This is a genomic window from Armatimonadota bacterium (genome assembly GCA_013314775.1).
In the GTDB taxonomy this organism is placed as follows: domain Bacteria; phylum Armatimonadota; class Zipacnadia; order Zipacnadales; family JABUFB01; genus JABUFB01.
Map to the genome: position 1 here is coordinate 210290 of JABUFB010000002.1, position 18029 is coordinate 228318.

The window sequence follows — 18029 nt, forward strand, 5'->3', positions numbered from 1 at the left end:
GGTGTTCCTTCGTCAAGTTCGAATGATGCGGGAGGAGTTGGCGCGGCCACGCGGAATCGTTGGATGCCTGAAGCGTCTACCTGCAGGGGGGCAGTCCATGCGCGTCCCGACCTTCGCCACTCTCCCGACTGCTGCTGTGTGTCTTGCACTCTACCTGACATCGTTCAGCCACGCGTCGCCTCCGGGTGCGGTGGAGATGGTGCGGGCGGAACTGCTCACCGGTTGCTCCTTCCTGTCTGACGGCACCGGTATTCTGGTGTCCGGCAAGGGCGATACCAACCGCGAGATCCGCCTGGTGACTTTCGCGGAACGCGAGGAGCGGAAAGGCGAGACCCTCTGGCTGAACCAGCGCCCCTTCGTGACGTGGGGCATGAATCCTGTGAGCTTCGGGACGAAGATGTTGTTCGTCCGCAGGGGCAGCACTGAAGGCGGGTTGTGGGTGCATGACTTCACCGGCGGCGAGCCGGTGTGCGTGCGCAGAGACCCCTTCGTCGGATTGCCGCCGGCGACCTCCGCGGACGGCTCGCTGATCCTGTGCTACCGGTGGGCCGGGCGCTCGAAGCGCATTGGGACGGTGGACCCGGCAACGGGGAAGTTCACGTCGATTCCGGGCAATGACATGAGTCAGCCTGCGTTGACCGGCGATGGGCGAAGGCTTCTTTTCATTCGCGAAGGCCAGGTGTGGCTGCGTGAACTGACCGATGGCAAGCCTGATGCAGACGTGAAACTGACCGCGCTTGAGGTCGAATGTGGCTGGCCGGCGTGGTCACCAAGGGGTGACCTGATCGCCTTCACCACGATGCACGCCGAGAAGCGGGGGAGGGTCGGCTTACTGCGGGTCGGCGAGACGCATGTACGCTGGCTCACCGAGGACCTGAATGAGCCGCGCTGCCCGGTATTCAGCCCGGACGGCAGACAGGTGGCGTTCATCGCGCGCACGGATGAACGTCCGCCGGACGACGTGTTGTGGGTGATGGAGGTGGATTGAGCGGAACCGTGGGCAAGGACGCATGGGGCAGGTACGGGCACCGCATCCCCATGGGGCTTGGCGCCGGATGCCGGTTCGCCAATGCAGTGCGGACAGCGACGGCGAGAGCGACGCCTGGGGGGCGAGACGCCCCCCTACCCGGGCAAAAGGCGAACGGCCGGCGCGTCAGAGGTCCGCGCCCTACAGACGGTGATGGCAGTCGGCGTCTCAGAAGCTTAGTTCCACCCGCTCCACGCCGAACCAGGGTCTGCCCCCGCGAGAACCTTCGGTCTCGGTATTGCGGATCTCCAGAAAGTTCACGCCCGCCTTCAGTGCGTCCTGTGGAACGGTTATCTTCAGCGGCGTGAGCTTGCGCTGGTCGAAGGGCATGTTGCCTTCAAACACCGGCCTGTCGTTGAGAAGAACCTGCCCTGAGATGGTGCCAACATCGAGGACCGGCGTCAGGAGACCGTGCAGAGTGAGGCTCAAAGGCCCGGGGATGGATCCGTCGATCCGGAAGTGCACTGTCATGCGGTCCGCCGGTCTGCCACCGCGAGCGTACAGGTAGTTCCCATGATCCGAGACATGGATGCGTCCCGGGAATGAGTTGAGCCCCACGCCGAAGTAGGGTGCACCGCCACCCACGAACTCTTCCCCGTAGAGCATCAGAGGTCTGCCCGCCGAGACGGCCTTCAGGCGGTCCGGGTCCGCGGGACCAAGGAGGATCTGCAGGTTGGGCAGCGCACCTGCGGCATAGCTGGCGACCAGTGCATTGGGAGCGCTGGCGTGGCTTGATGAGTAGGCAGTCGAGGTCTTGTCGGCCTCGAGCAACTTCGCGATGCTCTTCGCCTCATCATATGCGGTGAAAGCCCTCTTGCCCTCCCCGGCACGCAGCAGGTCATAGGTGCGCACCAGAGCCTCGTAGAACTGGAGCGTTCGCTGGCCGTAAGTGAACAGCCGCTCATCCTCTTCCACCCGGGCACGAACACGTTCGGGCAGGTCCATGGCCAGGACTTCATCCAGAATTGCCCGGCAGTTGTTGGCAAAGCGCAGAGAGTCGTCGAGCCCCGGGCCGGCGTCTTTCTCGTAGAGTGTCACCCCCGGGCTTTCCTGTGCATCGACCGGCGGTGTGAGTGACTCGCGTTGCAGATGCGACGCGGGGAAGAGGTTCGCTGTCCCGTTCTCCAGGCGCTGCGCTAGCCCATACTTCAATTCGGTTACATTGCACAGCATCCACTCGAGGTTTGCGTAGAAGTCGCGCATGCGTGAGTATGCCGGCCCGTAGCGACCGGCGAAATAATCGTTCCACACCGCCCCGCAATCCACTTCCGGGTCCCAAAGTTGCCGGGCCATCTGCCAGTTGGTGAGGGCCTTGTTCCCCCAGTTCCGGGTCGTGCAGTGCATGTAGTGGAAATGCCGGGCGCCCACAGAGTAGTAGTACGGGATGTCCGACATCATGGTGCGCATGAAGCAGACGGGCAGGCACTTGTACCCGGAGACATTGTAGTACTCGCCGATGCAGATCTGCCCCCGGTAATGGCGGTCGGGCTTCACCGCCCAGCCCTGCAGATGCCGATTGTACGAGGCATTCCGCCCGCATGCAGGATCGGTGAACTCGTGCACATAACATCGGGCAATTGGGAAGTACGTGGCGATGCAGGTCTCATAGTCAAAGTCCGGGGGAAGGGGTCTGGTTGGCGGCTGAAGGACGTCGGCGTACGCCAGAAAGAGCAGGCGCACGGTGCGGTTGATGCGACGCTCCGCCTGGGCGCGCTTGATAGCCCGGTCGTACTCGTGGACGAAGAGGAGGTTTCGGTCAGTGGGAGTGCCCAGGGCCTTGCACCTGTCGCACTGGCACCAGCGGCCGCCATCCAGCATCCATGCGTTCATGATCCCCGCGTCCTTGTACCGGCCGGTTGCGAGGTCGTCCACCGCGTGCTTCATCCACTCGGTCATCGCGTGCGGGTTCGACGTGCAGAAGTTATCGCCGCCATCGCCGTGGATCTTGTCACTGCGTTTGCCGTCGATAAGGGCATACCACTCCGGGTGGGCCTCGAAATAGGTGAGCTTTCCGTCGCCGTTGGCGTCTCCAAGAAAGGCAGTCTCGACCGGGTACGGATCGGCAGGCTTGTTCTCGTCGCCGGTGAAGCGGGTATGGTTGTACGGGTAGGCGTCGTGAGGGTTGAGGTAGTAGCTGGTGAGGACATGGCCGCCGCCCACAAGCATGATCCCGAGCTTGTGCAAAAGGGGCTTGTTGCTCTGCTCCACGCACCAGTAATTCAAGCGATTGCGGGCCATCCAGAGGATGAACTCGTCATCCCCGCGGTCTTCCCATGCGTGAAATCCGCGGGTATAGAAGGCCGGCGTCTCGGTGACACTAAGCTCCGGCAGGCTCGTGAGCTTGAGGGAAGGGACTTCCTGATTCACCTCTCCCGGAGCGTACCAGCGAACGCCCAGGCGGTGCAGGAGGTCGTACGCGCCGTAGAGGGTGCCCACTCGCCCGCCACCCACAATTGCCAGCACGCGCCGGCCGTTCTGATCGGCTGAACGCAGGAGATAGCCTTCCGGACCCAGTTCGGCCAGTTCGGCGCTGGTAAGTCGCAGAGAGTCGGCCAACGCTCGGGTAATTCGGTTTGTGTCGGGGCTGCCCACGAGGATGAGATCCCCGCCGGGGTCGGTTGCATCTCCAGCGAGCAAGAAGTCTCCATCGCGGCCCGTCATCTTTCGCAGATAGGCCTGGAGTTCGAGGGCCGCGAAGCATTGGGTGCAAGCAATGTCATCGGCGGGATCAGGGTCATGCCAGGAAACGCGGTCATCTGCCAGACCGGCTTCTTCTGGCGCCTGGAACGGCCCCGGTGACACAACGATGGTGACGGCGCAGGCGACGTGCAGGGAGAACAGCAGGAGCACGGCAGACGCGATCTGGCGATGCACGTGGTTCATCCTCTCCGGGGGGTCAGGCTCGTAACCTTTGTTCGATCAACTCCCTGAGCTGGCCGATCGTGAAGGGTTTCGCCAGGGCTGCATCAATCCCTTCGAATTCTCCCGCGGCCAGGTCCCAGCCCGTCATAATGACCGTTGTAATGTTCGGGTGGATTCGCCGGGCTTCCCGCGCAAGACTCACGCCAGACAGGCCTTCCATTCCATAGTCCGTGAGGAGCAAGTCGAAGGCGTTCTCCTTGAGCTTTGCGAGAGCCGCGTTCCCATCATACACGGTGTCCGCTTTGTGTCCCATACGGCGCAGAGCAGTGGCGGCGAAATCTGCGATTGGGCGGGTGTCGTCTACCACCAGGATGTGCAGAGGGCCCCGTTCCTCGGGCCTGGACGCCGCTGCTTCCTCGTGGTCCTCTACCCGCTGGGCGGCGGGCAAGGAGACTGTGAAGCAGGTGCCTTTGCCCAACTCGGATTCGACGCTGATATTGCCGCCGTGGCGCAAGATAATCCCGCGGATGACCGCAAGACCCAGGCCGGAGTTGTCCGCGCCCTTGGTGCTGTAGAAGGGCTGGAAGATGTCGTCAATCATCTCCTCGGGGATGCCCGTGCCTGTGTCGCGCACCGAGAAGACGGTCATGTCGCCCTCCTGGTGTCCGGACACGGTGATCGAGCCGCCTTTCGGCATGGCCTCGCACGCGTTCACGATGAGGTTCGTCAGGACATTGCCGATTTCTCCGGAGCTTCCCACGACCATCAAGTCCTCGGTGATCTCGTTCTTCACCGCGATGCGGACGCCTTCGCGCTGAGCCTGGTCTCGCCAGCGGGGACGCAGGGTGTGGATGACGTCGTCCGCGAGTTCGCGCAGATTGAAGACTTGACGGTCCATGTCTGTTCGGGCTTGCGAGAAGCGCTGGATGCGTTTCACCGTCTCTGAGCCGCGTCGAGCAGCGGCGACAATCGCGCTGAGTTCGTGCCGACGCTCGGGGTCTGTCTCGTCGAGAAGAAGCAACTCCGCCGGACCCATGATTCCCGCGAGGGTATTGTTCAAGTCATGCGCCACTCCACCGGCCATCTGTCCCAGGGCGCGCAGGCGTTCAGCCGCCACGGACTGGCGCTCCAGCATGCGCTGCTGGGTGACGTCGATACCGACCGTGATGATGGCGACGACGTTGCCGGATGTGTCCAGTTGCGCCACGTAGCGCCAGGAGATGATTCTTTCCTCGCCTGAGCTTGTGAGGACCGTGTCTTCCAGGTGCCCGCGGGTATTGCCCTCGCAGATGCCGCGGATGAGCATTCGGGCCTGGTCGTGGGCTTCGGGGGCATAGAGATACTCCCAGAAGGGCTTTCCGCGGAGAGTCTCCTCGGAATAGCCGGTGATGCGCTCACCGGCGGGGTTGAACCGCAACACATTGCCCCGGGGGTCCAGGGCCATGATGATGGCGTCGGCGGCGTTGATGATATTGCTGGTGAAGTCGCGCTCGCGCTGTATTTCGTGCTGGGCGCGCAGGCGTTCAGATACGTCGAGAAGCGTGGCGACGACGGCCTCACGATCTCTGTAGGTGGCGTCCACGATGGCAACTTCGCACCACAGGCTCGGCCCTTTGCGGGGCTTGAATACCACCTGCTCAGAGTGGATGTCGGCGCTGGGGTCGCTCTGGCGCCGCTGGAGTTGGGCCCTGAGCTTGTCGGCATCTTCGGGTGAGAAGAAATCCCACAGTGACAGCCCGTAGACCTCATTCTGCACGCATCGGGCCATTTCCGCGAGGCGCGGGTTGGCGTAGACCACGTGGCCGTCCTGCTGGATAATGATGCCGGTGGGGGAGCTTTCGGTAATCGCCCGGAACTGCTTCTCGCTGTCCTGCAGGTCCCGTCGTGCACGCTCCATCTCCATGAGGAGAACGTTCTGGCGGAGCATGGCCTGTTGCATGGCCCGGAGCGCCAATTGCACCACGCCGCCGACGGTAACGTAGATCAGGAGGCTGGACGCGGCGACGGAGGGCAGTGTGGCCTGCTCGTGGATGTCTCCGTTGAGATAGGCCAGGCCGAACATGGGCAGGGAGGCGATCCCGGCGATCAGTCCACCCCGCGAACCGATGAGCACCTGGGCCAGAACGATCACAATGAGGTAGCCCGGTGCGAGGAACTCAATCTGTTCGGGTACGATGACGCCGACGGTGATGACCGTGCGCGCTGCCAGGACGCAGATGAGCACCCACGAGGCGGCTTCGTACTGCTCGTTCCGCGCCAGGTAGCGCACGCTGAAGACCGTTCCAGCCATCACCAGGGACAATGCCAGGTCGATGCCGAAAATGGCGCCGCCAACCGGAAGCGACAGCCACAGCGCCAAGTCGAACGCCGCGACGATGACCATCAGAAAGATGAAGCCGAAGGCCACGGCCTCTAACAGGCGGCGCTTCTGGTTTTCAATAGGGGTGATGGTCATGAACGGAAGAGCCCGCCGGGCCGGGGAAACACCTATTCGCAGGATTTGCGGTTCGTTGTGCGAAGTATACCACAAAGGTGTCCAAGCGCAACGCAGGCTTTGACCCCCTCGAGCCCTGGAGAATGCTATGCTCCCGGCGCTCCGCGTGGGTCTGCATGGAGGGATTCGGATGGAGATTCGCTACCGAGTGGCCACTGCCGAGGACGTGGAGGCGATCCTGCGCGTCACGCTCGCGGCCTTCCGCTTCAAGGAGGACAGCCCGCGTTACCCCGCCCTGCGCAGGGAGCTTGAGTCTGCCCCGCACCGCTACCGGGTGCTGGAGCAAGGTGGCCAGGTCCTGGCGTCTCTGCACATAGGAGACAGCTGGATTCAAGTGGGGCAATGTGCGGTGCTCAAGGGTGACATCGGGCATGTCGCCGTGGATCCAGCGCAACAGGCACGCGGTCTGGGCAGTATGCTCATGAATCAGGCGCTGGCCGACCTGAAAACGTCGGGATATCACCTGTCCCGGCTCGGAGGGCTGGTCCATTTCTACAAACGGTTTGGGTACGAGCCTTTCCCGCGGAGATTCGTGGAATTCCGCGTGAAGCCTGTCCAGGGGCAGAGAGAGCCGGTTCCCGCAGTGGAGGCGTACCCGCCGCCCAGTGGATATGCAGGCGACCTGCGGCCCTTCGACGAGGCCAGCGACTGGCGGGGTGTCGGGGGAGTCATCCACCGGTTCATGGCGGGCAGGTCCGGTGCGGATGTGGTCCATCGGCCTCTGACTCCGCCGGCGCACCCGGCTCCTCCTGACCCGACCGGGCTGAAGTTCGTGCACGAGGTATCGGGTCAGATACGCGGCGTGCTGTTCGCGCATGACAACCCGCTGGAATCCACGGAGACCGAGCGCTGCTTCTCCATCGGCACATTTGCCTACGAGCCCGACTGTCCCGACACGGCGGCCATCCTGCTGAAACTCCTCTTCTCGCGTCTCGCCCCATTGGCGCCGGTGCGGATTACCTCGCGGCTCCCCTTCGATGAGAAACTGGCTTGCGACCTGCATGAGAACGGGATTGGGTTCGAGCGGATTGAGATGCATCAGGCTGTCGGCTCCAACATGATCCAGGTGCTGAATTTGGGCGCGATCTTCGACGCCATTGCCCCTGAACTGGAGGCGCGCCTGCAGGAGTCCCTGCTGCCCGAGTGGGACGGTGTTGTGGGGTTCAAACTGCCCAATGAGAGCTGTGCACTGCGGGTGGCCAAAGGCGAACTGCGTGCGTGCGACCCGCGGGATGCGACCGTCACCGTGGAGCTGAGTCAGTCGCAGTTTGTAAAAGCGCTGTTTGGGTTGTGCGGCATAGATGAGTTGCCCTGTACGATGGGTCTCACGAAACTGGAACGGGCACTGCTTGGTTTCCTTTTTCCTCGCTGCCCTGCAGGGTCGGGTTCGTGGGGGTAGTGGAGAGTGGCGCGGAGGGTGAGCGTGCCGGTCCAAGAAGGCTGGGCGACAGGGGAAGGATCACACCGAAAGCTGCATGCCTTCGCGGCCGGCGTCGCACTGAATGTCGTAACCGTAGCGCCTGATGTAGTCTTGGGCGCGCCACGCGACCTCATCGATCTGTTCGTCGGTCCGGTCGGGGTGGTGGTGGAAAAGGATGACGCGCTTGACCCCGGCGGCGGCCGCCATGTCGATAACATCGGGATATGAGGAATGGCCCCAGCCCAGGTGTGAGGGGAGTTCCTCTGGCAGGAACTGGGCGTCGTGAATGAGGACGTCCACTCCCTCGCACATTCGCGTCAGTGCAAGGCGGCGCGCCTCCCCATCGCGCCCCCCGGCTCGCAGTTCGTTATCCGTGACGTGCATGAGGGTTCCCGTTGTATCGTCACTGATTCGAAAGCCGCAGCATCCGCCGGGATGACTGCACATGCCAAGTTGCAGGGTCGCGGACTGGATGCGGGTCACGCTGTCGCCCAGGTCCATGAAGTCTATGTCGGCTCGCAGTTGCCCGAACTCAACGGGAAAGCTGAGCCCGTCCATCTGGGTGTAAAGGAGATCTTTGATGGCCTTGATCGAGTGTGACCAACCGGCGACGTGGACCTGCCAGCCCTCGCGGTAGGCGGGCTCGAAGAAGGGGAAGCCGTGCACATGGTCCCAGTGCGCGTGACTCATGAGAACGAAAACGGAAGCTGGAGGCCCTTCGGCAACCAGTTTATGCCCCAGCGCGCGGATACCTGTCCCGGCGTCGAGGATCAGTTCGGTCCCGTCGGAGAGTTGGACCTCGACGCAGGGGGTGTTGCCGCCATATCTCACCGTCGCGGGACCAGGAGCCGGCACTGAGCCCCGCGTTCCCCACAGCGTGACCAGCATAGAGCCACCTCAGACGAACGATGCTGGACTGCTATTCGACGCCTGCAGTGCTTCGCCCTCCCCGCAGCGGCCGCTTCCCAGGATAGGTATTGCCTAAGCGAGGACGATTCACTAACCTAGCTGTATGTCCAAGAACGAGCACTACTTCACCGAAGAGCCCACCAGTCGCTCCGAACCCCACGAACTGGTGGTGCAGGTCCGAAAGCACACCCTGACGCTCACCAGCGACCGCGGGGTTTTCTCACACGCCGAAGCGGACAAGGGTACCTTGCTTCTTGCGGCAAAGGTCCAGTTCGGTGAGGCGAGACGTGTTCTCGATCTGGGTTGCGGCTATGGCCTGCTCGGAATAGTCGCCGCTCTGGAGTGCCCGGATGCAAGGGTCACTTTCGTCGACACCAACCAGCGGGCGGTGGGCCTGGCGAAGCTCAACGCCGAGCGTCTGGGCCTGCGGGACACCGAGTTCCTGACCGGTGATGCTCCGGCGGTCCTTGGCGACCGTATCTTCGACCTCGTGATGTGCAATCCGCCCTATGCCGCCGGCAAGAAGGTCTTCATGCCCATGCTCACCGACGCGGCCGCGAGGCTCTCGGCCGGTGGCAGCCTGTGGATCGTTGGGCGGACCAAGCAGGGAATCAAGACCCTCACCAGGGACCTGTCGGGGCTGTTCGAGACCGTCGAGACCGCAGACATCAAGGGCGGCTACCGGGTGATACGTTTGGCCACCGCGCCGACATAGGTCCTGAGAGGAAAGGGACCGCGGCGCCCTGGATTACCAGACCTGAACGATGTAGTACTTGCCATCGCTCTGCATCATCTGGAGGCTGAGGGAGCCGGCGTCACCCTTGAGCACAACGGTATCCCCCTGTTCGGATTCCACCTTCGCATTGCCCCCCAGCCTGGACGCATAGACCGAGAGCGCCGCGGCGCGCTCTTCCTGCAGCTTGCTGATGATAAGATCGCGCTGGCCTTTGGGGATCTCGTCCCAGTTCTCGTTTTGCCGGCGCGCGCTGGTGGTGTAATCGAAGGCGGTGGCAGCGAGGGCGAAGTCCTGCTTTGCCAGGGCGGCGGCGAAGCCCTCGGCCGTGGCTTTCGCGCTGGTTCCTGCAAGACCCTTGCTCCCGCAACCCGCAAGCAATGCGAAGGAGCCGCAGAGGGCCAGCGCCGCGAGTGTGGACATGAGACGATTTGGCATCGGTCAAGACTCCTTGCGAGCCACGTAATATGCTCGGTCGCTCCACCGGGTGAGGGGGCGGAAGGTGTAGGCCTGGTACGCATGCACGCGCGCGAAACCAGCGGCCTCGAGCATCTCAATGATCTCGGCGTTGTTGTACGCGAACTGGCAGTGGGTCTCGCGGAACTCCACCGGGGCACCCGACTGCCCCCGCCACTGAAACCACATGTCCACCCTGCAGATGCGCGAAGCCGCGTCCCAGTTCGCCTTCCAGCGGTACAGGAGCGGGTCCTGGGAGTCCATGTTGTCCTGGGTGAACAGGCCGGAGCTCAGGGCGCGCGGGGTATTCACGTCGAATATGAAAAGCGCACCGGGACGCAGGGTCCTGAATACTTCGCGGAAACAACGGGCGAGGCTCCCCGGATCGAGGATATAGTTGAGGCTGTCATAGACCGAGATGGTAAGGTCGAAGCTTTCATCTCGAATCGCGAGCCACGATGCATCGGAGACAATCGCCGGCAGGGCCGGCGAGCGCCCGGCACATTCCCGCACCATGGGCTCGGACAGATCGGCGCCCACCGTGTCGTAGCCCCTTCGTACAAATTCCTCTCCGGCCCTTCCCGTGCCGCAACACAGGTCCAGGACCCGCTTCGGGCGCGCGTCGTGGTGGCGCAAGAGGGACTGGATGTAGTCCACCCATTGGCTATACGGCACCGCGCGCATGAGGTGGTCGTAGTAAGGCGCGACGCCCTCGAACTCGCCGCGTCCGGGCCGCAGGTCGGACAGGTCCGGACCTTCGAAGGCGGGAGGCTTCTTCTGGAAGAGCTTTCCAAGCATCGTTCAGGAGCCTACTTCACTGTGATGTACTGGTCCGTGATGAGAATGATGACCCTGGGCAGGTCGTTCCTGTACTCCTGACCGTATTGTGCCTCGGGCCAGGTAATGCGCAAGCCCAGCATGAACCGATTCTTGCGCTCAGCGTTGGTCCCGGTGATCTGGGCACGGAAGGGCACTGTCAGGGTCTGCTTCGCACCCAGTTCCTGGATGGTGCGCGTCGATGCGTCCGTGTACTTGACGCCCGGTGTGGGTACGGGCTGGATGCGAATCTGCCGGACGGAACGCTCGGAGAGATTCTCCAGCTTGACTCGGGCTTCAAATGTTGAGCTTACACCCGCAGTGGAGGGCGCCTCAAGAGCCGCTGTGAGCGGGTAGCAACGCCAGGTGTCGCGCAGGCGACTGAATGCGGCGCCTCCGGCAAGTCCCCATTCCGTGGCGGAAAACGGTCCGAGATTTCCCACCAGGGCGGCGCGGCTAATGTCGTGCCAGAAGGCGCCCATGGTGCGGCCGCCGTTGATGAACCGCTGGTGGGCCTCCACCATGCGCCTGTACAGTTCGGGCGGGCCCTGGTTCTGGTGCCAGTAGTTGTCCACCTGGTCCCCGCAGACGAGGTTCACCTGGTTGGGCCGGATATAGCCGTTCCAGTCCTTGAGGATGAACTCGTAATGCTCCCGACTGCCCACCTGGTAGAGCATGGGCGCGATCATCCATGCTCCGGCGTCGGAGAACATGATGGGGTCCTGTCCGTGCTGCACCCCGTGCTTCCAGCTAAGGGTGAATACCCAGAGGGGCTTCTTGAGCTGGGATTTCTCGATGATGGTCTCGATGATCTGCGCCCCGCGGTGGGCCCGGTACCAATTCCAGGCCTCATAGAACTCCGGGTGCTCATAACAGCCCGGCGGTTCGGTGCGGCGGGCCACGTACGTCCAGCGCTGCTCTCGGCTCATGTCGCTCCAGTTCTTCGGTAACGGGACGGGCATCTCGCGGGCGAAAGCGTCGGCAAGCTCGTAACCCGGTTCGGTGCGCATGTAGTCCAGGCCGACGTGGTCCACATGCTGCTCATCCTGCATGGCTTTGAGGAACGTGGCCAGATGATCGTGACGGCGCTGGTCGCGGAACGAGATGAAACTACTATGGGAGATCCGACCGGTGGATCGGGAGATATCGCTGGCGTACTGGTATGGCGGCTTGCCTGAGTTGCTGGTCTCCGGCAGTGAGTTGAAGGCCATGGCCCAGACGCCGAATTTCAGTCCGTGACGGTGGGCCTCCGCCGCGAGTTGCGGGATCTTGGCGAGGTTCGATGTCACGAAAGGCTTCTCAAGAGTGGCCGCGGGGCTGGATGCGCGAGTGAGTGCGCCTCGGACCCAGAGCGAGTCGGCGCCGATAAACTCGCACCAGTCGAAAATGGCGCGCCAGTCGGCCGACTTGCCCATGGGCCGATTGAGGGTCATGCCGGGCCAGGGGAGGTCCTCCTCCCAGGTGGCCGCGCACATGCCCTTCGTGATTGGCGGCGGCCTGCGGGTCTCGACCTGGAACGAGGCAGAGGCCACGCAGAAGGCATCGCCGCCGACGCCGGGCAGTTCCGTGCCTTCCCGCTCCGCTTTGCGTCGGGCGACGAGCTCCTCCTCGGCGGTCATCCAGGGCCAGTCCTGAGCAACCGGGATGCGCACGCGCGCGGAAACCGTGTACTCTCCCGGGGGTGCATTCCAGGGAACGGGCCAAGAAAGTATGTACTCGCCGGGAGTCGCCCCGGGTTGGGGGATGAGCTGCTCCAGGCCGCCGATCGTCTCCACGGGTTCATCTCCCCGGCACACAAGAAGCTGAGGAGGGGTCTTCGTGTATACCGGGTAGCCGGACTTATCGGTCAGGCGCAGCGTTATCTTCACCAGGGAATGATGGCGGTAGACGCGGGCATCGGTCTCGACATCCAGCGGAAACTGTGATGCATTGCGCTCCCGGGCCTGCTGGATCTCGAGCCGGTTTGCCCGCCAGTTCTTGAGGGGCGTCCAGAGGGCGATGGCGCCCAGAACAACGCACGCGAGCGCAAGGGCGCAGCCGCAGCAACGGGACTGTTGTTGGGCGATGCGCCGCCTGCGATTGGCGATGGGTGAGGCTGTGCTGATCTGGACGTCGTTCACAGGATCCATCAAGAATACCCGTGGCCGGGAACTGGCGATTCGGGCGGCGGCCAGACAATCGCTCGCGGCGCGGAATCAGCCCCGAAATCCGGGCCGGGGTCAGCCGTTGAGCATGGCCAGCAGTTCGCGGGTGTGCCCGAGGGCCTCTCTCAACGCTGCGATCACCGTGTTGATCTGCTCTTCGGTGATGACCGCGGGAGGCTCCAGCCGCAGCACTTCGGGATTGTTCATGCTGAACGCGGACAGGATCTTATGCTGGACCAGGCCCGAGATGACCAGGCCGCCGATGTCGCTGTCCGGGAACTCGATGCCCACCAGCAGGCCCCGTCCGCGCACGTCAGTCACCAAATCTGGGAATTCGCGGCCCAGTTCCTTCGCACCTGCCAGCAGTTGCTCTCCACGCTCGGCGCAGCGGGCGGTGAGATTCTCTTCCTCGAGAACGTTCAGGGCTTCCAGAGCCACGGCGCAGGCCAGCGGATTGCCCCCGAAAGTGGAAGTGTGGACATAGGGATTCTCGGCGAAGATGTCCCAGATCTCGGGGCGGGCCACGAAGGCTCCCATGGGCATGACTCCGCCGCCGATGGCTTTGCCGAGTGTCATTATATCCGGAGCGACGCCGTCCCAGTCACAGGCCCACATCTTCCCGGTGCGGCCCAGGCCGGTCTGGATCTCGTCGATGATGAGCAGGGCGCCTGCACGGTCGCAGATCTCGCGCGCGGCAGCAAGGTACCCATCGGTCGGGACCCGGATCCCCCCCTCGCACTGGATCGGTTCGAGAATCACCGCGGCGGTAGTCTCGTCGACAGCAGCACCCAGGGCATCCAGGTCATCGAAGGGCACGTGGGTGAATCCGGGAAGGAGAGGGAGGAAGGGCGTCTTGTAGACATCGCGCCCCGACGCGCTCAATGCGCCGAAAGTCTTTCCATGGAATGCCCCGTGGCACGCGACGAACCCAGGCCGCCCTGTGTGCATGCGTGCGGCTTTGAGTGCGCCCTCGATTGCTTCCGCGCCGGAGTTGCAGAAGAAGCTGTACTGCAGATCGCCCGGCGTTATCTGGGCGATGCGCTCGGCGAGTTCGGCCATGACCGGGTCCATGAGGATGTGGCTGCTCAGGGGCATCTTGTCGGCCTGGGCTTTGAGCGCGGCAATGATGCGCGGGTGACGGTGACCAGCAGTGAAGACCCCCGGTCCGCCGAGGCAGTCGAGGTAGCGCTGGCCATCGGCGGCTGTGACGAAGCAGCCCTCGGCCTCCTCTTCCACGGATTCCAGGCCCATGAACTTGAGAAGCTGAACCATGCCTGGATTGACGAACTTCTCGTAACGGGCGATGGTCCGGCTGGTGATATCGGCTGCGGTGTCAGACAAGGCGGAGCCCTCCATGGGGAACCGGGGATTGCGGGCACGGGACCGAATCAGCAAAACGGGCCGCCGCTATGAACAGTGCGGGCGGCCCGATCTCACAGGCTGCGAAGTGTGCTGTTTGAAGCAGTGATTGGTCGGGGCGGCCGGACTCGAACCGGCGACCTTTAGACCCCCAGTCTAACGCGCTAACCAAACTGCGCCACGCCCCGACCGAAACCAACCACGCTATTTTACAGCATCTTTGAGCGCTTTACCAGCCTTAAATGCAGGAACATTGCTCGCGGCGACGATGATTTCTTCGCCGGTGCGCGGATTCTTGGCCTTGCGCTCGCCGCGCTTGCGGGATTCGAAGGTGCCAAACCCCACGAGAGTGACCTTATCGCCGTTCTTGAGTGCGTTGGTGATGGTCTCCACCGCCGCATCGAGAGCGGCTCCGGCATCTTTCTTGCTGAGCCCGGTCTTGTTCGCTACGGCCTCGACGAGATCTGCTTTATTCCAGCTGCGTGCCACGCTCGTCCCTCCCTTGGATTTGTGTGGCGTCCTGAGACGCTCTGGAATTACTGCCACGCTTCCGCTTCCGCACGCCATTGACGGCGCATCAGTTCCGCAACGGCGTCGGATGGTTCCCGGTCCTCGAAGAGAATCTGGTGCAGGACTGTTGCGATGGGCAGTTCGACGGAAAGATGGGCGGCGAGGCCACGAACGGCAGCTGTGGTGGGTACGCCCTCGGCCACTGCCCCCTGGGTGTCAAGTATCTGTGCGACCCGCTCGCCGCGTCCCAGGCGGAACCCGACCTGGTAATTGCGGCTCAAGCAGCTGTTGCAGGTGGCGAGAATATCACCGACGCCCGCAACCCCCCAGAAGGTGGCTCGCGACGCTCCCAGTTTCGTTCCCAGGCGCCCGATCTCCGCTAGACCTCTGGTCAGGAGCGCCGCCTTTGCGTTCGCCCCGAAGCCCATCCCGTCGCTGACGCCCGCCGCGATGGCCAGGACATTCTTCAGGGCCCCGCATATTTCCACGCCGAGTATATCATAGTTGGCGTAGATGCGGAAGAGGGGCGTGGACAAAAAGGCCTGGCAATCCAGCACCGTCTCCTCCACAGTTCCCGCCACCACACTTGTCGCAGGCATGCCGGCGATGATCTCCGCAGACAGGTTGGGCCCCGAGAGCGCGAGGATGCGGTCGGAGCCGAAACCGGTCGCCTCGGCGATGACCTGGCTCATCCGCTTGCCTGAAGAAAGCTCCAGACCCTTGGTTGCGCTGACGATGATAGCCCCCGGATTGAGGTGCGCCCGTGCTTGGGCCATGACTTCGCGCAGGTGTTCGGAAGGCACCGCGCAAATGACCAGATCAGAGCCGGCGAGGGCCTGCGCAAGGTCTGCTGTTGGCTGGACGCTGTCGGGCAAGATTACCCCAGGGAGGCGGTCCGCATTCTCGCGCTGCTGGCACATGGCTTGGGCGAGGGATCCCCGGCGGGCCCAGAGATTCACGGACCGGCCCTGGCTTCCGATGAGCCACGCAAGGGTGGTGCCCCAGGCTCCGGCGCCGATCACTGCGGTCTGGTGGAAGACTGCCGGATCAGTCCTGGTCATTAGGGGTACCCGATCCGGGTTCGGCTTTCTCGCCGATCTTGCGTTCTGTTCCGTTCATGAGCCTACGAATATTGGGGCCGTGTCTGTAGATGATCACCGCCGCACACAGTGACGCCATAACTGCATACGGTAGCGTGTAGGGCGCGATCATGGGCGACAAGAGTAGCACCCACACGATGCTGCTGGCGGCCCCCACCATGCTGCCCAGGGAGACATATCGAGAGTATTTCACCACCAGCAGGAACACGAGAAAGGCCAGGAGCCCGACAGGCCAGAAGAAGCCGAGGACCACGCCGAGACTGGTGGATACCCCGCGCCCGCCGGTGAAGCCCAGAAACGGCGAGAAACAGTGGCCCATCGCCGCTGCAAGCCCGGCCGCCCCGACGCCCCAACCCTCAAGGCCAAGGAAATGCCGGGCAACGAGAACGGGGATCAGGCCTTTTAGCAGATCGATCACCCACACCGCCAGACCTGCTTTCCAGCCGATGACTCGCAGGATATTCGTTGCGCCGATGTTTCCGCTCCCATGCTGACGGATATCAGGGATGCCATACATCCGCCCGACCAGGAGACCGACGGGGATGCCCGCGAAGAAATAGCCGAATACCAGGGCAACGATGATCATCGGGAGCGTGTGCCTGCCTTGCGCTGGAATGCGGTGAGAGATGATGCGGGTGTGGGCATCAGTCTTCGGGAAAACGGTCTTCTTTGCGTCTCGCGCGGATCAGCAGTTTGACCGGTGTGCCCTCGAAGCCGAACTCCGCGCGAAGGGCATTCATCAGGTACCGTTCGTAGCTGAAATGCATAAGCTTCGGGTCGTTGACGAACAGAGCGATGGTGGGTGGGCGGGTCTGCACCTGGGTCGCATACAGGATGCGCAGAGGTCTCCCGCCTTTGCTGGGCGGGCTGTGTTTTGCCACAGCGCGGCGAATGCAGCGGTTGAGTGGCCCGGTGTCGATACGGCGTGTGAACTGTTCATGGACGCGCTTGCAAAGAGGAAGCAGGTCGGCCACTCCCTCGCCGGTGAGCGCGCAGGTGGGCAAAATCGGCGCGTAGCTGAGGAAAGGCAGCTCGTGTTCGGCAAGGCGCTGGAAGTCGGACCAGACAGTCTTCATCTGGTGTGCGCGGCTTTTGGCATCGAGCTCATCGGCGCTTCCTAGAGCGCTTTCCACGATGGTGTCCCACTTGTTCGCGACCACGATGGCGGCGCGACCCATCTCGTGGACTTCCAGGGCGACTCGGGCATCCTGGGCGGTGATCCCGTCCAGGGCATCCACGACGATAACGCCTATATCGGCTTCCTGGACTGCGCGCAGAGTGCGCAGGGCGCTGTAGAACTCCGTGCCCTGGCTGCGCTTACCCTTACGGCGCAGGCCGGCGGTGTCCACGAGACGCACCGGTTTTCCATCGAACTCGGCCCAGGTATCCACTGCGTCCCGAGTGGTCCCGGGAACGTCGCTGACGATGAGGCGTTCCTGTCCGAGAATGGCGTTGATGAGCGCGGATTTCCCGGCGTTCGGGCGGCCGACCACCGCAATTGCCATCTCGTCGCCGCGCAGTGGCTCTTCCTCGGGGCGCGGGAGCAGGTCGATGATGGCGTCCTCGAGGTAGACGATACCGTGGCCCTGTTCCGCGGAAATGTCGATAGGTTCCCCAAGGCGAAGTTCGTAGAACTCGGAACTCTCCGCCGAGGGCTTCTCCATTTTGTTGACCGCCAGCACATAAGGCTTGCCGCTGCGGCGAACAATATCGGCGATTTCGTGGTCGCCGGCGGTCACGCCCTCACGGCCGTCCATGAGCACCACAAGCAGGTCGGCCTCGCCCAGGGCCTCGATGGCCTGCTCCTTGACCTTCTCGGCGAAAACATCGCCTTCGCCACCCACGAGACCGCCGGTGTCTACGGCAATGATCTTGCGGGTATTGACTTCGCCCTGTGCGTAGAGCCGGTCACGAGTGACACCCGGGAAGTCCTCCACCACGGCGAGCTTCTTGCCGACGAAGCGGTTGAAGAGAGTGGATTTCCCGACATTCACGCGCCCGACGATTGCGACGATAGGTAATGCCATTGCATCTCCCGCACACAAATCCACCAGGTGAAAGACAGGTAACGCGGGCGTCATAGCCCGCGCACCGCTGTATATAGTGGCAGATGCAGGGCCGGCGCGTCAAGGCTTGGGGGCCAGCCGGCGTGCGTTTCCTGAGATCAGGTGAGTCCGCTCGAGCCGGGACCTCATCTCG

General features: G+C 63.1%; 14 protein-coding genes and 1 tRNA gene. 3 read left to right on the forward strand and 12 right to left on the reverse strand.

All coding sequences use genetic code 11. From position 1 onward, the window contains the following. Positions 1-97: 97 nt before the first annotated feature. A complete protein-coding gene (locus HPY44_02230) occupies positions 98-988 on the forward strand; it encodes a PD40 domain-containing protein (GenBank protein NSW54805.1) in 891 nt (296 codons plus the stop codon). A 207-nt stretch (positions 989-1195) separates the two neighbouring features. Here HPY44_02230 and HPY44_02235 read toward each other — a convergent pair whose 3' ends face one another. Beyond that, positions 1196-3901 carry a DUF4838 domain-containing protein gene (locus HPY44_02235; protein NSW54806.1) on the reverse strand — a complete coding sequence of 902 codons (2706 nt, stop codon included), beginning with the start codon at positions 3899-3901 and terminating at the stop codon, positions 1196-1198. A gap of 22 nt (positions 3902-3923) precedes the next feature. After that, the gene (locus HPY44_02240; GenBank protein ID NSW54807.1) at positions 3924-6344 is read right to left on the reverse strand and encodes a PAS domain S-box protein; all 2421 of its coding nucleotides are present in this window, start codon (positions 6342-6344) and stop codon (positions 3924-3926) included. Positions 6345-6513: 169 nt separating this feature from the next. Between HPY44_02240 and HPY44_02245 the strand changes: the two genes are divergently transcribed. Then, a complete protein-coding gene (locus HPY44_02245; protein NSW54808.1) occupies positions 6514-7782 on the forward strand; it encodes a GNAT family N-acetyltransferase in 1269 nt (422 codons plus the stop codon). Positions 7783-7842: 60 nt separating this feature from the next. On the opposite strand, the gene HPY44_02250 is transcribed toward HPY44_02245, so the two are convergent. Further along, positions 7843-8691 carry an MBL fold metallo-hydrolase gene (locus tag HPY44_02250; protein ID NSW54809.1) on the reverse strand — a complete coding sequence of 283 codons (849 nt, stop codon included), beginning with the start codon at positions 8689-8691 and terminating at the stop codon, positions 7843-7845. 124 nt (positions 8692-8815) lie between these two features. Between HPY44_02250 and HPY44_02255 the strand changes: the two genes are divergently transcribed. Beyond that, the gene (locus HPY44_02255) at positions 8816-9427 is read left to right on the forward strand and encodes a class I SAM-dependent methyltransferase (protein NSW54810.1); all 612 of its coding nucleotides are present in this window, start codon (positions 8816-8818) and stop codon (positions 9425-9427) included. Positions 9428-9460: 33 nt separating this feature from the next. On the opposite strand, the gene HPY44_02260 is transcribed toward HPY44_02255, so the two are convergent. The 9 genes from HPY44_02260 to der all read right to left on the reverse strand — a co-directional run bounded on the left by HPY44_02260 (position 9461) and on the right by der (position 17857). Beyond that, a complete protein-coding gene (locus tag HPY44_02260; GenBank protein NSW54811.1) occupies positions 9461-9883 on the reverse strand; it encodes a hypothetical protein in 423 nt (140 codons plus the stop codon). A gap of 3 nt (positions 9884-9886) precedes the next feature. Next, entirely contained in the window at positions 9887-10699 is an 813-nt protein-coding gene (locus tag HPY44_02265; protein ID NSW54812.1) for a class I SAM-dependent methyltransferase, read from the reverse strand. An 11-nt stretch (positions 10700-10710) separates the two neighbouring features. Then, positions 10711-12846, reverse strand: a complete 2136-nt coding sequence (locus HPY44_02270; GenBank protein ID NSW54813.1) for a hypothetical protein — start codon at positions 12844-12846, stop codon at positions 10711-10713. A 90-nt stretch (positions 12847-12936) separates the two neighbouring features. Beyond that, on the reverse strand, positions 12937-14217 hold the full coding sequence (locus tag HPY44_02275) for an aminotransferase class III-fold pyridoxal phosphate-dependent enzyme (protein ID NSW54814.1): 1281 nt from the start codon (positions 14215-14217) through the stop codon (positions 12937-12939). Between the two features lie 113 nt (positions 14218-14330). Continuing rightward, positions 14331-14408 (reverse strand) — tRNA-Pro (locus HPY44_02280). Between the two features lie 16 nt (positions 14409-14424). Further along, the gene (locus HPY44_02285) at positions 14425-14787 is read right to left on the reverse strand and encodes an HU family DNA-binding protein (GenBank protein NSW54815.1); all 363 of its coding nucleotides are present in this window, start codon (positions 14785-14787) and stop codon (positions 14425-14427) included. Next, positions 14757-15791 carry an NAD(P)-dependent glycerol-3-phosphate dehydrogenase gene (locus tag HPY44_02290; GenBank protein NSW54816.1) on the reverse strand — a complete coding sequence of 345 codons (1035 nt, stop codon included), beginning with the start codon at positions 15789-15791 and terminating at the stop codon, positions 14757-14759. The genes HPY44_02285 and HPY44_02290 overlap by 31 nt, the downstream gene beginning before the upstream one ends. Next, on the reverse strand, positions 15778-16416 hold the full coding sequence (plsY, locus tag HPY44_02295; GenBank protein ID NSW54817.1) for a glycerol-3-phosphate 1-O-acyltransferase PlsY: 639 nt from the start codon (positions 16414-16416) through the stop codon (positions 15778-15780). The genes HPY44_02290 and plsY overlap by 14 nt, the downstream gene beginning before the upstream one ends. A 58-nt stretch (positions 16417-16474) precedes the next feature. Next, positions 16475-17857, reverse strand: a complete 1383-nt coding sequence (gene der, locus HPY44_02300) for a ribosome biogenesis GTPase Der (protein ID NSW54818.1) — start codon at positions 17855-17857, stop codon at positions 16475-16477. Between the last annotated feature and the right edge of the window lie 172 nt (positions 17858-18029).

What these genes read in the sequence shown, in the direction of transcription:
- HPY44_02230 (NSW54805.1), top strand. Translation starts at nt 98, where the DNA reads ATGCGCGTCCCGACCTTCGCCACTCTCCCGACTGCTGCTGTGTGTCTT.
- HPY44_02240 (NSW54807.1), bottom strand. Translation starts at nt 6,344, where the DNA reads ATGACCATCACCCCTATTGAAAACCAGAAGCGCCGCCTGTTAGAGGCC.
- HPY44_02245 (NSW54808.1), top strand. Translation starts at nt 6,514, where the DNA reads ATGGAGATTCGCTACCGAGTGGCCACTGCCGAGGACGTGGAGGCGATC.
- HPY44_02250 (NSW54809.1), bottom strand. Translation starts at nt 8,691, where the DNA reads ATGCTGGTCACGCTGTGGGGAACGCGGGGCTCAGTGCCGGCTCCTGGT.
- HPY44_02255 (NSW54810.1), top strand. Translation starts at nt 8,816, where the DNA reads ATGTCCAAGAACGAGCACTACTTCACCGAAGAGCCCACCAGTCGCTCC.
- HPY44_02260 (NSW54811.1), bottom strand. Translation starts at nt 9,883, where the DNA reads ATGCCAAATCGTCTCATGTCCACACTCGCGGCGCTGGCCCTCTGCGGC.
- HPY44_02265 (NSW54812.1), bottom strand. Translation starts at nt 10,699, where the DNA reads ATGCTTGGAAAGCTCTTCCAGAAGAAGCCTCCCGCCTTCGAAGGTCCG.
- HPY44_02270 (NSW54813.1), bottom strand. Translation starts at nt 12,846, where the DNA reads ATGGATCCTGTGAACGACGTCCAGATCAGCACAGCCTCACCCATCGCC.
- HPY44_02275 (NSW54814.1), bottom strand. Translation starts at nt 14,217, where the DNA reads ATGGAGGGCTCCGCCTTGTCTGACACCGCAGCCGATATCACCAGCCGG.
- HPY44_02285 (NSW54815.1), bottom strand. Translation starts at nt 14,787, where the DNA reads ATGGCGTGCGGAAGCGGAAGCGTGGCAGTAATTCCAGAGCGTCTCAGG.
- HPY44_02290 (NSW54816.1), bottom strand. Translation starts at nt 15,791, where the DNA reads ATGACCAGGACTGATCCGGCAGTCTTCCACCAGACCGCAGTGATCGGC.
- plsY (NSW54817.1), bottom strand. Translation starts at nt 16,416, where the DNA reads ATGATCATCGTTGCCCTGGTATTCGGCTATTTCTTCGCGGGCATCCCC.
- der (NSW54818.1), bottom strand. Translation starts at nt 17,857, where the DNA reads ATGGCATTACCTATCGTCGCAATCGTCGGGCGCGTGAATGTCGGGAAA.